This is a genomic window from bacterium (assembly GCA_036504735.1).
Taxonomy (GTDB): domain Bacteria; phylum Electryoneota; class RPQS01; order RPQS01; family RPQS01; genus DASXUQ01.
Genome location: DASXUQ010000010.1, coordinates 371194 through 384767 on the forward strand (window position 1 = coordinate 371194; position 13574 = coordinate 384767).

At 57.1% G+C, this 13574-nt stretch carries 14 protein-coding genes; all 14 read left to right on the top strand.

The window, feature by feature from the left end; all coding sequences use genetic code 11:
- The first annotated feature begins 197 nt into the window (after nucleotides 1–197).
- Nucleotides 198–1976: an aspartate--tRNA ligase gene (gene aspS / locus VGL38_10850; protein HEY3295927.1), complete on the top strand. Its 1779-nt coding sequence runs from the start codon at nucleotides 198–200 to the stop codon at nucleotides 1974–1976.
- Between the two features lie 569 nt (nucleotides 1977–2545).
- Complete coding sequence (locus VGL38_10855; protein ID HEY3295928.1) at nucleotides 2546–3553, top strand: PhoH family protein; 1008 nt, start codon at nucleotides 2546–2548, stop codon at nucleotides 3551–3553.
- The gene (gene ybeY, locus VGL38_10860) at nucleotides 3531–3995 is read left to right on the top strand and encodes an rRNA maturation RNase YbeY (protein ID HEY3295929.1); all 465 of its coding nucleotides are present in this window, start codon (nucleotides 3531–3533) and stop codon (nucleotides 3993–3995) included. Before VGL38_10855 ends, ybeY begins: the two co-directional genes overlap by 23 nt.
- Nucleotides 3992–5287 (top strand): hemolysin family protein, encoded by a 1296-nt coding sequence (locus tag VGL38_10865; protein HEY3295930.1) that lies wholly within the window; start codon nucleotides 3992–3994, stop codon nucleotides 5285–5287. Before ybeY ends, VGL38_10865 begins: the two co-directional genes overlap by 4 nt.
- Nucleotides 5284–5817, top strand: a complete 534-nt coding sequence (locus tag VGL38_10870) for a hypothetical protein (protein ID HEY3295931.1) — start codon at nucleotides 5284–5286, stop codon at nucleotides 5815–5817. Before VGL38_10865 ends, VGL38_10870 begins: the two co-directional genes overlap by 4 nt.
- 129 nt (nucleotides 5818–5946) lie before the next feature.
- The gene (gene mazG / locus VGL38_10875) at nucleotides 5947–6753 is read left to right on the top strand and encodes a nucleoside triphosphate pyrophosphohydrolase (GenBank protein ID HEY3295932.1); all 807 of its coding nucleotides are present in this window, start codon (nucleotides 5947–5949) and stop codon (nucleotides 6751–6753) included.
- Nucleotides 6754–6849: 96 nt separating this feature from the next.
- A complete protein-coding gene (locus tag VGL38_10880; protein ID HEY3295933.1) occupies nucleotides 6850–7539 on the top strand; it encodes an isoprenylcysteine carboxylmethyltransferase family protein in 690 nt (229 codons plus the stop codon).
- A 456-nt stretch (nucleotides 7540–7995) separates the two neighbouring features.
- Nucleotides 7996–9366, top strand: a complete 1371-nt coding sequence (gene hflX, locus VGL38_10885) for a GTPase HflX (GenBank protein HEY3295934.1) — start codon at nucleotides 7996–7998, stop codon at nucleotides 9364–9366.
- A 331-nt stretch (nucleotides 9367–9697) separates the two neighbouring features.
- On the top strand, nucleotides 9698–10234 hold the full coding sequence (locus VGL38_10890) for an XRE family transcriptional regulator (protein ID HEY3295935.1): 537 nt from the start codon (nucleotides 9698–9700) through the stop codon (nucleotides 10232–10234).
- A 49-nt stretch (nucleotides 10235–10283) separates the two neighbouring features.
- Entirely contained in the window at nucleotides 10284–10694 is a 411-nt protein-coding gene (speD, locus tag VGL38_10895) for an adenosylmethionine decarboxylase (GenBank protein ID HEY3295936.1), read from the top strand.
- Nucleotides 10694–11161, top strand: coding sequence for an arginine decarboxylase, pyruvoyl-dependent (locus VGL38_10900; GenBank protein HEY3295937.1), 468 nt, complete (start codon nucleotides 10694–10696; stop codon nucleotides 11159–11161). Before speD ends, VGL38_10900 begins: the two co-directional genes overlap by 1 nt.
- 219 nt (nucleotides 11162–11380) lie before the next feature.
- A complete protein-coding gene (speE, locus tag VGL38_10905) occupies nucleotides 11381–12208 on the top strand; it encodes a polyamine aminopropyltransferase (GenBank protein ID HEY3295938.1) in 828 nt (275 codons plus the stop codon).
- A 68-nt stretch (nucleotides 12209–12276) separates the two neighbouring features.
- Nucleotides 12277–12486, top strand: coding sequence for a hypothetical protein (locus VGL38_10910; GenBank protein HEY3295939.1), 210 nt, complete (start codon nucleotides 12277–12279; stop codon nucleotides 12484–12486).
- A 60-nt stretch (nucleotides 12487–12546) separates the two neighbouring features.
- Nucleotides 12547–13404 (top strand): agmatinase, encoded by an 858-nt coding sequence (gene speB, locus VGL38_10915; protein HEY3295940.1) that lies wholly within the window; start codon nucleotides 12547–12549, stop codon nucleotides 13402–13404.
- The last annotated feature ends 170 nt before the right edge of the window (nucleotides 13405–13574 follow it).

Here is a 13574-nt window from a genome sequence, read left to right on the forward strand (position 1 = left end):
CTTCCCTTTCTCCACTTTTGTGGGGAAAGGGTTGGGATAGGGGGTGCTAAACCTGAACCAGTAACCAAGGTGATAACAGCAGGCCTGATCTGCATTCAAGTCTCGAGTCTTTAGTCTCAAGTCTTCCATTCCCGCCCTCTGCTCCCAAAGCGAAGTGCTAAGTACTCACGATCACAGACACAAACAATACTCATTTCATGAAGCGTCGAACACATACCTGCGGGCAGCTCCGCAAGACCGATGTCGGCAAGGCCGTGCATCTTCAGGGTTGGGTCCATCGCAGCCGCGATCTTGGCGGCCTGGTCTTCATTGACTTGCGGGACCGATATGGCAAAACCCAGCTTGTGGTTCATCCCGAAGAAAATGCCGAACTGGCCGCGCGCGCCCACGAACTCCATGCCGAATGGGTAGTCGAGGTCGACGGTGTCGTGCAGGAACGGCCTGCGGGCATGATCAATAAGGACATGTCCACCGGCGAAATCGAAGTCAAGCTCACCAGCTTGGATGTCCTGAACAAGAGCCTTCCGCTGCCTTTCCAGCTTGATGAAGCTGCCAAAGCCGCCGAAGAACTCCGCCTGAAGTACCGCTACCTCGATCTGCGTCGCCCCGAGTTGCAGGAGATCCTGATGCTCCGCCACCGCGTGGCTGCCATTGTTCGGGAGCATTTCTCTACCGAAGGCTTCTGTGAGATCGAAACTCCGTTTCTGGTCAAAAGTACCCCGGAAGGTGCGCGGGACTATCTGGTTCCCAGCCGCATCTTCCCCGGTGAATTCTATGCCTTGCCCCAGTCCCCCCAGCTCTACAAGCAGTTGCTGATGGTTGCCGGCATGGACCGCTATTTCCAGATCGTAAAATGCTTCCGCGATGAGGATCTGCGCTCCGACCGCCAGCCTGAATTCACTCAAGTCGACGTCGAAATCAGCTTCCCCGACCGGGATATGATCTTCGAAACCGCCGAACGGCTCTTCGAGAAGATTCTCAAGGAAGGGTGGGGATTAGCCCTTCCTACGCCGTTCCCGCGACTCTCCTACAAGTATGTGGTCGAAACCTATGGCAGTGATAAGCCGGACCTTCGCTTCGGCCTGCCCTTCTTCAATGTCACTGAGGACTTGCGGCTCACTGACTTCCGCGTCATCGCCGAGTCCGTCCAAAACGGTGGTGTAGTTATTGGGCTATGTGTCGATGGCAAGGCGTCTGTGTCCCGTAAAGATATTGCTGAACTTGAAGAAATTGCCCGTAACTCGGGGTTGCAAGGGGTCTTATCTCTTAAATACACCGAAGAAGGCTTCTCCGGAGTCCTTGCCGGAAAGGTCGATGAAGAGAGTCTCAAGGCCGTCGTCGAACAGATGAATGCCAAGCGCGGCGATCTCATCCTGCTGGCAGTTGGCAAGAAGAGCCAGATCCTGAAGGGCCTCGGCGTCCTCCGCCGCAAGCTCGCCGACCGCTTCAAGCTGTTTGATCCCACTGCCCGCACCAATCCGTCCATCTTCTGGGTGACTGATTTTCCGCTGTTCGAGCGCGATGAAGACACCGGGGAGGTCAATGCATCTCACCATCCCTTCACCGGTTACTTGGCCGAAGATGCCCATATGCTCGAAACAGAACCGTGGAATGTCCGCTCCACCTCTTATGACTTGGTCATGAACGGCAGTGAACTCATTTCCGGCTCCATCCGTATCCATGATCCCATCCAGCAGGCCAGCATTTTCCGCCTGCTCGGCATTTCCGATGAGGAAGCTGAACTGCGCTTCGGTTTCCTGCTCGAGGCACTCAAATTCGGTGCACCCCCCATGGGCGGTCTGGCCATTGGCCTCGACCGCACCATCATGGCCCTCACCGGGGGCTCCATCCGTGACGTCATTGCGTTCCCCAAGACAAATCTGGCCCAGTCCCTCATGGATGGCTGCCCATCACCGGTCAACCCGAAACTGCTTGATGATCTGCATCTCAATCTGACGGAACCTCGGAACTCATAACCTGTAACTGGCCGTGTTACGGCCTCGAGAGGGGTGAAGTACATGGCGTGTTCGACTTAGTCGGCTCGCATCCGGCAAAGCTCATTCTGATAAGTGACGCCGTCCCGATAGCCCCCAACAGGGGGATCTAATCGCGCTGTCATCGCGTTTTCAAAAACGAACCCGGCCTATTGGCCGGCAGTTCGCTGTCTATGATTTTGTAACCTTCATCTTTTAAATCGCTTGCAATCGAGCACGCCGCCGCTGACCTTCAGCGGAGCCGGATCGGTCAGAGGCATCCCTTGGCTTGACTATCGTCTTGCTAAATGTTATCTTAATAGGACGGTTTTGAGGCCATTTCACATGGCTTTGTCCCGGGAGAAACTGGAAACACCTCGAGTGTTATTTCGTATAATAGCTTGTGAATGTGACGATTAGCCTCTGTTTCTTAGGGATGTCTCTGAGAGTGCAGAGGCGTTTCTTGTTTAATGATAACGGAGTGCCGCTTGACAACACCCAATCGTAATCATACTATGCCACAAACCACTGAAGAATCGTCAGAGATCGTTGAAATACCTGTGGAAGAAGGAGTGCTCCGGCCACTTTTGGGTCCCGGAGATTCCAATTTGCATTATGTTCAGCGCTTCCTCGGCTCTCGCGTCACAGCGCGCCGGGAGAAGATCCTGATTCGCGGATCCCAGCCGGACAACACGCAGGCGGTGGATGTTCTGATGGAGATGATTGGCCGCACCCGTCGCAAAGGCACGCTCTCGCCGATGGATATCGATATTATTCTCCGTCTGTCCGGCAGCGAGGTCAAGCCCAGCGTCGCCGAAGAGGTCCGCATCGATAACGGCACCTGTAGCTTCCGCGCCGGCGAACGCACCTTCGGTCCCCGCACCCGCGGCCAGGAAGCCTACTGCAAGGCCATTCAGGCTCATGATATCACCTTCGGCATTGGTCCCGCCGGAACCGGTAAGACCTTCCTTGCGGTGCTTGTCGGTGTGTCGCAGTTTCTTGCGGGCAAGTATGACCGCATCATTCTCACCCGTCCCGTCGTCGAAGCAGGTGAGAACCTCGGCTTCCTTCCCGGTGATGTTCAGGAGAAGGTGGATCCCTACTTCCGCCCGCTCTACGATGCCCTGATGAAGCTCCTGCCTGCCGAACGCCTGCGCAAATTCTTCGACCGCAACGCGTTCGAAATTGCGCCGCTGGCCTTCATGCGTGGCCGCACCTTGGATAACGCCTTTGTGATTCTCGATGAAGCCCAGAACACAACCACCGGCCAGCTTAAGATGTTCCTCACCCGGCTCGGTGAGAATGCCAAAGCCGTGGTCACAGGAGATCTGACTCAAATCGACCTGCATCCCCGCTCAACCAGCGGACTGCTGTCCATCCATGATATTCTGCGCGACATTGAAGGCGTGCAGTTCGTTTACTTCGACCAGGTGGACGTCGTACGGCATCCCCTTGTAGCCCGGATTATCGGCGCGTACGAGGAATTCCAGCACCGCCAGACGCCCGAGGAGACCGTACCTGAGACCCCGACTACCGCTAAAGGAGGCGACGAAAGCGTTGAGCGACCAGCCTCCCAGTAACAGGCGCGCCGCCGGAACCTTGGAATTCCATTCGCTGGTTCCGCGGGCGCGCGTGCGCCGAAACTTTCTTCTTGCCTGCGCGCGGCTCGGTGCCCGGCACATCCGCGGTAGAATCGGTCAGGTCAATTTCGTGCTGGTGGATGACCGGGAAATGGCGCGGCTCCACCGCACCTACTCTGCCATTCGCGGCACCACCGATGTGCTGACCTTTGACCTTTCCGACCCCCGCAAACGCATGACCGAGGGCGACATCTATATCTGCCTTGATCAAGCTCGACGTCAGGCCCGCGAATACGGTGTCCCCCTTTATCAGGAAACCGCGCGGCTTGCTGTCCACGGCGTGTTGCACCTTGCCGGATATGATGATGCCACCGATGAGCAGCGCCTCATCATGCGGCGGCTGGAAGACCGCGCCTTGGCAGCAGGGGAGAGCAGCATATGATGATCTCCCCCACAATGATCTGGGGCACCGCCGTCTTCCTGGTGATGATCGGCATCTCCGCCTTCTTTTCTGCCGCCGAGACCGCCCTGTTTTCCTTGACGCGGGCTCAAATCGACGAGCTTTCCGAGCGGAAAGACCATAAGTCCCAGCGTCTCAGCCATCTGCTGGCCGACCCACGCCGTCTGCTGGTGATTCTGCTCTCCGGCTCCACCATCGCCAACATCGTCGGTGCCACTATTGCCGCGATCCTGACATCCCAAATTACACAGGAAGCCGGACACGTCGCCTGGCTGGCGTTCCTGATTCAGGTGGTGGTGGTCTCGCTGATCATCGTCATGGGCGGCGAGATTCTCCCCAAGCTCACAGCCATCCGCGATCCGCTCAAGTGGGCGCTGAACTGGGCCGGTGCGGTTAATGGAGCCAACTGGATTCTGCGTCCGGTGGTCGCCATTCTGCTGCCCTTTACCGATGCCGTCTCCCGCGCTCTTGGCGTGGAGAAACGCCGGCTCTGGGTTTCCGAAGAAGAAATCAAGACTCTTGTCGAAGTCGGCGAGGAGCACGGCGCGCTCGAAAAGCAGGAACGGGAACTGATCCACTCTATTTTCGAGTTCGGCGATACCACCGTGCGCGAGATCATGGTGCCTCGCACCGACATGATCTGCCTCGATGTAACCACACCCACAGCCAAGCTGCTCGAGACCGTTCATTCTTCCCAGCATACTCGTATTCCCATCTACGAACGCGGCATCGACAACATCATCGGCATCCTTCACACCAAGGATCTCCTGCTGCATTATCCGCTTGATGACACCTTCAATCTGCGCCGCATGTTGCGCCGCCCGAGCTTTGTGCCGGAATTGAAGATGATCCATGAGCTGCTGAAGCAATTTCAGGATGAACGCCTGCATATGGCCATCGTCGTCGATGAATACGGCGGCACCGCAGGCCTTGTGACCCTCGAAGATGTCATCGAAGAGATCGTCGGCGAAATTCAGGATGAACACGACGCAGAGCGTCCGCTCTGGACTCGGGTGGATGACCAGACCGTCGTCGCCGATGCCCGCCTCGATGTCGAAACCGTCAATCAGGTTCTCGATGACGATGTGATCCCCACGGACCAGGATTTCGAGACTCTGGGCGGCTTTCTGCTCGATGAATTAGGTAACTTCCCCGAAGCCAAGACGTCCGTCGAGTACCATAACTACACCTTCATCGTCGAAGAGGTGAAGGCGCACCGCCTGGGTAAAGTGCGCATCGTCAAGCGTGAGCCCATTACCGAGTCCGCCGAATGACCCTTAAAGAACGTCTGCGCCGCCGCCTTTGCGGCCTCTGGTGGCGCGTCAGGGGCGAACCCCTTTCCAGCAAGTTCACCATCCCCGCTTCCGGTTTGAAGCCCGAGCATCTGGCCGTCGTTTTGCCGCCCGAATTTCACGATTTCGACGTCGCCCAGCATGTCCTCGAACCGCTGATGGAGCACCTGAACCCATACCAGACCACCGTGCTCGTCCGCGAAAACTTTCGCACATGGCTGTCCCCGGATCTCGGCGCGCGGATTGTCACGTTCGATGTTGCTCAGAAACAATGGCTCGGTTTTCCCAAAGAGCCGGTCTACCGTAAGGCCCGCAACATCGAAGCCGATGTGGTTGTGGACCTGACTCCGGCCTTCGACCCCTTCACCGCCGCCTTGGCCGCCGCCACCCGTGCTCCGCTGCGAATTTCGCTGGACACCGAGCAGTCGAACGATTTCTACAACTTCTTCATCACCCACGACGAAGGCAAAAGCCTCGCCGAGCGCTACGAAATCCTCTTGCGCTACGTGTAACCGATCCGAATATCGCAGGGACGCGGCCTGCCGTGTCCCCCGGAGGGGCGGGTCATAGACCCGCCCGCTTAACATCCACCACCGCCGCGCGGGGTGTCCTTACCCCGCGCGCTCACCGCGAGATTTCCCGTGACGCCACCCCGTTCCGCCCCCGAAGAGTTTACCCGCCTGCTCGACATCATGAAACGCCTGCGCGCTCCCGACGGTTGCCCGTGGGATCGCGAGCAGACTCATCGCAGTCTCCGCCCGTATCTCATGGAAGAGATGTATGAGGTGTTGGACACGCTCGACCGTGAAGCCTACGGCGAACTCAAAAAGGAACTCGGCGACCTGCTGCTGCAGATCGTTTTCCATTGCCAGCTTGCCGAGGAGGAGGGACTGTTCACTGCCGCGGATGTCGTTGCCGAAATCAGTGACAAGCTGATCCGCCGCCATCCCCATGTCTTCGGTGAAGCCAAAGTGGATGATGCCCGCGGCGTCCTGCGCCAGTGGGAGAAGATCAAGCTCAATGAATCCCATCGCCCCAAACTGCTCGAAGGTGTGCCCCTCGGCCAGCCCGCTCTCAACCGTGCCTTCCGCGTGCAGGAAAAAGCCGCCGGCATCGGCTTTGACTGGCCCGACGTCGAACCGGTGTGGGCCAAAATCCGCGAAGAACTCGAAGAATTGAAACAGGAAATCGAGCGCCACGATTCCAGCGCCATCGAAGATGAAGTCGGCGACATCCTCTTCAGCATCGTCAACCTGTCCCGCAAACTCGGTGTCAATCCCGAAGACGCTCTGCGCGGTACAATCTCCAAATTCATGCGCCGCTTCGCCTATATCGAGCAAAAACTGACCGACCAGGGCAAGGCCCTCCACGATTCCACCTTGGCGGAAATGGACGCCCTCTGGGACGAAGCTAAAAAGATGCTGCGCGACGACCCCAAAATCCCGTAGGGGCACACAGCAGTGTGCCCGCCGTCTGTAAAGACATTACTTGCCCGGAATACTGTCCTCGCTGTCTCTTCATTCCAGTCTCCAGTCTCAAGTCTTATGAACGCCCTAACTCCTTTCCGCCTTCTCTATCTCTGTTTCAATGCCATCTTCTTTCCCGGTCTGATCCTCGGTCTGGGCGGTGATCTGCATTGGACCGAAGGCTGGATCTTCACCGCCTGGTTCGTCTGTACGGTCTTCGGTTCTGCCTTCTATCTGAACCGCCGGGATCCCGCGCTGCTCGCCGAGCGTTTCAAGCGCCCCGGCTCCGGTGGACAGAAGGGATGGGATAAGGTCTTCATGGCCCTGCTGATGAGCATGGTTGTGTTCTGGTTCATCGTCATGCCCCTTGATGCCCGCCGCTTTCACTGGACTGCAAGCTTTCCGCTGGCATGGAAAGTGACAGGCCTGCTTCTCCTGCTCTGTGCCGTATACATTATCATGCGCACGATGTTCGACAACTCCTTTGCTTCGCCCCTCGTCCGCATCCAGCGTGAACGCGATCACCACATCATCACCACTGGCATTTACGGTGTCGTCCGCCATCCTATGTACCTTGGCGGCCTCATGTACTTCTTCGGCGCCCCTCTGCTGCTCGGTTCGAAATACGGCCTGCTCATCGGCCTGCTGCTGTCCCTGATGTTCGTCGCTCGCATCTTCGGCGAAGAAAAAACCCTCCTCACCCAATTCCCCGACTATGCCGATTACAGGCAGAAAGTCCGCCACCGCTTAATTCCCTTTGTGTGGTAAACACCCCGCGCCTGCCAACCGTAGGGGCTCACAGCAGTGCGCCCGCGCCAGCCTACCCTTGCCGAGTCGGGTTGAGCCGAATCACAAACAAACCCGAACCGAGCCCACAACCCGACCGAAACCCCGCCCCCATCGGCCCTCTTCCTTTCATCCTTCCGCCTCCCTTTCGCTTCCCTATTTCCCTAATCCCTTATTCTGCAATCAGGCCAGCCCTTGCCTTTCTGCCCATTTGTTCATATATTACCTTCGCCTATCCTTTGATCAAAACAGTCCCATGAAACGTGTAATGAGCACACCCCGATTCAGCTATTTGCATCGGCCCTTTGCAACGGATTCTGCCGTAGGGTCACGACATGTCGTGCCCGAAGCAAAGCATTTTCTTGAGGTTAGGGGGTTCGTTTGGTCAGAATAAATTTCCGCGTTAAGATTTATCCTAAGTGAGGTCAAGTACAGAGTTTGAAGCAAAAAGATTCGAAGTCTCCCCTTGCTAAAGTGGGCGCTTCCGGCATTGATCACCGTGACCTGAAGCGTAGCCGTGAACTGGCAATGGCAGACGGCACCGCCGATGGCCGGGAACGTGCGTTGCTTGTCGGTGTCAACTGGGCAAGCACCCCCCGAGAACTGTCGGTTGAATACCTCGAAGAGCTGGACATGCTGGCTCAGACGGCGGGTGCCTTTGTCGTGGCAAAAGAACTCGCCCGCAAGTCCAAGCCGGACCCCGGCACCTTGTTGGGCAAAGGCAAGGTTGCCGAACTGGCCACCATCGCCAGCGAGTCGGACGCCGATCTTGTCGTTTTCGATGATGACCTGACTCCGGCTCAGGCGCGCAACCTCGAAAAGGAACTCGAAGTCCGCGTGATCGACCGCACCGGTCTGATCCTTGACATCTTTGCCCGCCGTGCCCGCACCCGGGAAGCCAAGACGCAGGTAGAACTCGCCCAGCTTCGCTACATTCTGCCGCGCCTGACGCGCGCCTGGACTCACTTGGAAAGACAGCAGGGCGGTATCGGCATGCGCGGCCCCGGCGAGACTCAGATCGAAACCGACCGCCGCCTGATCCGCGACCGCATCCGTGTGCTCGAAGCCGAGTTGAAGCACATCGAGCGCATCCATGAAACTCAGCGCTCAGGCCGCACCAACATCTTCCGCTTTGCCCTCGCCGGTTACACCAATGTCGGCAAGTCCACCTTGATGAATGCGCTCACCGGAGCCGGTGTCTATGAGGAAAACCTCCTGTTCGCCACGCTGGACTCCACCACTCGCGCTTTGCAACTCGCTCCCAAATACCGCGCCTTGTTGACCGATACCGTGGGCTTCATCCGCAAACTGCCGCACGGTCTTGTTGCCAGTTTCCGTTCGACGCTTGCCGAGATCCGCGAGGCCGATTGCATTTTGCACGTCGTCGATCTGTCCTCGCCTTCCTTTCAAGACCAGATGGCCGAAGTCGACAAGATCCTCGCCGAAATGGGCCTCGCCAAGACGCCGCATATCTATGTCTTCAATAAAGTGGACGCCCTCGAAGATGATCTGCCCTTGCGCTGGGTCGAAAAGGAGCATCCGGACGGTGTGTTCGTCAGCGCCCGCGATAAGCGGAACCTCACCGTTTTGCAGGAAAAAATGCGTGCCGTCATGGCCGCCGACATGGTGGAACTCTCGGTGGACATCCCCGCCGGAGACGGCCTGCTGCTTTCCGAACTGCACCGTCTATCCGAGGTCCTCGAGGAGAGGCATGATGAACACGGCTCCAATTTGCGCGTGAGAATGCCTCTGGTCGAGGCCCGCCGCTTAAAATTGGTAGAGGCCAATGTGGATAACTCGGCTGGGTAAGCTGGACCCAGCTTAAAGTTGCTGTTTTGCATGGAGTGACCCTAAAAGGTCACTCTGTGCATTTTTATCACACACTTTCCGCATTTGTCTGCCTATTCCTCTCGCCCTTAACCGCCCCGCTAACCGAAAACCGACTGGCACAGAGGGTCAGACCACCTACTGGTTTAGCAAACCTGTCTCACAAGTTTAATAAACGATAGCAACCAAAAACTTTTAAAACATACACTTAAGTCAATTGGCAAAAAAAGTACTTGACAAATGGGGAACTTTTTCTTAAATTTGCCGCTCAATAAACTATACGGAAAGTTTAATAAACTTTGATCGGAGCCTTTTGAAGATTGGCGAACGCATACGAAATCTCCGTCTCGCCAGTGACCTTACCCAGGAAGAGCTTGCGGATCGCGCTGACCTGACCAAGGGGTTCATATCACAACTGGAGCGGGACCAGACCAGCATCTCGGTCGACAGCCTGCTGCAGATATTGAAGGTTTTAAATGTCAAGGTCACAGATTTTTTCCGCGAGACGACACCGGAAAAAGTGGTCTACGACGCGAAGGAGCGCACCGGCCTTTTAGAGACCGGCGCGGATAAATTTGAGCTGCTGATTCCGGGCGGCACGAATCGGGAAATGGAAGCGGCCTTTGTCAGGCTGCTTCCCGGGCAGCAGACGGATCCGATCAAGCCCTTCCAGGGGGAAGCGTTCGGGTACATTCTGCGAGGGACGTTGGCGCTCCGCTTCGGCGGGGAAAAGTACATTGCCCATGTGGGCGACAGCTTCTATTATTCCGGCGAACGGGAGCACGTGTTGGAAAACACGGGCCGCAGGCCGGTGGAATTTATCTGGGTTACGACGCCGCCCGTATTTTAGGGCTGTGCGTACGGCCTTCACCTTCACGCTGTTATAAGGAGATGGGAACATGAAGGCTCTGGGTCGTCAGATCGTAGTCGAATACTACGGCTGCAATCACGACGTTCTGAACGACGTGGCATTCATCAAGCGCTCGATGCGCGATGCCGCGATTGTCAGTGGAGCGACGATTGTTCAGGAGGCTTTTCACCTGTTCAACCCGCACGGAGTCTCGGGTGTGGTGGTGATCGCGGAATCTCATCTTGCCATTCACACGTGGCCCGAATACGGCTACGCGGCGGTGGACCTGTTCACCTGTGGCGAAGATGTGGATCCTGACGCGGCGTTCGAGTATTTGAAGGAGCACCTCGGTGCCGACCATTTCACCGCTTTCGAAATGAAGCGGGGAATTCTGGACGTGGCCGGTGGCATGAAGCTCCGCTTCAAGCCGGAAGAAGTTCTGACCGGCGCGGAGGTTTGATGGTATTTGCGCGACCCGACAAGTATTTTCTTGTCGCCGGTTATGCGGAAGGTCAGACTCCGCTGAATGCTTTTGACAATGCTCTGATGAAAGCGGGAATCGGCAACACCAACCTGATGCGTATCAGTTCGATTCTGCCGCCGGCCTGCACCGAGATCCCCGCTATGAAATTGCCGTACGGAGCCCTGATTCCGACGGCCTATGCCGAAGAAGGCTCGGATATTCCCGGAACCGTCGTGTCCGCCGCGGTCGCGTGCGGAGTGCCGGATGATCCGGAACTGCCCGGTGTGATTATGGAACATCACATTCAGGGCGATGAAGAAACCTGCCGCCGTGAGGTGGTTGCCAAAGTCAAAGAGGCCTTTGCCATGCGTGGCTACACGCTGGCAGCGGTGAAGGTGGCCTCGGCCTCCGGAACCGTGAAGACTATCGGGGCGGCCATGGCCGCCGTGGTGCTCTGGCTCTGAACGGGTAATTCCGCCGCGCGCGAAAATGCGCGGCGTGGGAACATGCGGCAGCCCGCCGCATGTTCCGGTATACCTGCCTTTCTCTTAATCTTCCTCTTACGTCTATTCACAACACGTTCGGCTGGCGACAAAATCCGCGGGATGATTCTTAGGTTTCCGGCGGGTTTTCTGTCTCCAAGCGGGATGTTCAACACGACACGACACAATAAAAAGGGTGCTATGGATCTCTGGTTCTCCGAAACCTTTGGCGACATCCAGGCCGGATGGCGGGTAAAAGATGTTCTTTACCACAAACGCTCGCAGTATCAGGATGTGGTGATTGTAGACACGCTGCAGTTTGGCCGGATGCTGGTGCTGGATGGCGCGGTGATGACGACGGAAGTGGACGAGTGCGCCTACCACGAAATGCTGGTGCATCCTTCGCTGCTGGCGCATCCGAATCCGAAGAGCGTCTGCGTGGTGGGCGGCGGAGACGGCGGCACCGTGCGGGAAGTGCTCAAGCACAGCAGCGTGGAGCGTGTGGTGCTGGCGGAGATCGACGAGGACGTCATCACGGTTTGCAAAGAGTTCATGCCGACGCTGGCCGGCACGCTGAAGGATCCCCGCGTGGAGATCAGGATCGGCGACGGTGCGGCGTACCTGGCCGGGCATGCCGGCGAATTCGACGTGGTGCTCTCCGATTCCACCGACCCGGTAGGCCCCGGTGTGGTGCTGTTCGAAGACCCGTATTTCAAGGCGGCAAAAGAGGCGCTGATTCCCGGCGGTCTGTTTGTCACGCAGTGCAAGAGTCTGTGGGTGGATGCGGATACTGCGCGGGATACGCAAGCGCGTCTGAAGAAGTTCTTCAAGATGGTGCTGCCGTACATCTCGACCATTCCGACGTACCCCACGGGATCGTGGAGCTTCCTCGTGGCCACAGACGTGCATGATCCGCGACTGGACGTGGATAAAGTGAGGCAGATGGAGATCGCCAAAACGGCGCGTTACTATACGCCTGCTCATCAGGCGGGTGCGTTTGCGGTGCCGGCGTTTTATTTCCGCCCGTAGACCGCGCGTTGTTGCTGAAAAGTTGAACCGACTGTGCACTTGACATAAGCAAGTTGCAGGAGACGAAAATGGCCGATGATGTGAACTGTTGTCAGTCGAACTGGAAAAGACAATCGCACGGTGTTTCGAGCGGTGTCTATGGCATGGCGTTCATCGGAGCCGCGATCTATTACATCGAGCACGCTTCCACCTTTTGGGAAGGCGTGCTCGGTTTGCTTAAGGCCATGATCTGGCCGGCAATGCTGATCTACAAATTGCTCGAGTACTTGAAAATGTAGCCGCGCGCCTGTGCTCTTGCCGCTCAGGCCTTCACGTCAACCATCCTATCCGATTCTTTTATGAGCACGTTTCAACTCCTGCAAGGGACGCCATTTCTCGGCGCCAACCCCGATGCGAGCGCCGCGAAGTTGGTCCTGTTCGGCTGCCCTTACGACAGCACCATCTCGTTCCGTCCCGGTTCGCGGTTCGGCCCGCAGGCCATACGCACCGTTTCGGATGTGCTGGAGACCTATTGTCCGGTGATGGATATGGATCTCGAAGATGTGGCATTTGCCGACGCGGGAGATTTGCTTCTGCCGCCGGGGGACACGCGGGGCGCACTGGATGCGATTCGGGATATGGCGTCATCAGTCTATGCCCGCAAGCAGGTGCCTGCGGGGCTCGGCGGCGAACACTTGCTTAGTCTGCCTCTGGTGGAAGCGGCGCTCCGTGCCTGTCCGGATCTGGTGGTGGTGCAGTTTGATGCGCATATGGACATGCGATCCGACTATCTGGGGGTGGAACTCAGCCACGCAACCGTGATGAAGAAAGTCTCCGACCAGATCGGCTCGTCACGGGTTTTGCACATAGGCTGCAGGTCGGGTACGCGCGAAGAATTCCACGCGGCGAAGACCCTTGGAAATCTTAAGCCTGCGAGTATCACGGGGCCGGAGATTGCGGAGTGGGTAGGCGATAGACCGCTCTATGTCACAGTAGACCTGGACATTCTGGATCCGTCCATTTTGCCGGGCACAGGTACCCCGGAGCCGGGAGGTGTTCAATTCGCAACATTGCAGAACTGGCTCATCGCCCTCGCGGGCAAGAGGTGGGTCGGCTGGGATGTGATGGAGTTGTCCCCGATGTATGACTCGACTCAGGTATCGTCGATTGTGGCGGCAAAGGTGGTGCGGACCATGATTCTGGCCAGCACTGTCTGAGCACCCTCACAAAAGTTTGGTAGATAATTTCAGCAACTCCTCTCCCTGTGTTCTATACCGAATGGACCTTTCTGCTGATCAAGGCATCAGACGTGCTCTTCACGATGATGATTTTGTTCACTGAACCATTTGAAAGAGCGCGTTACTGATGATATATTGAACACACCGGT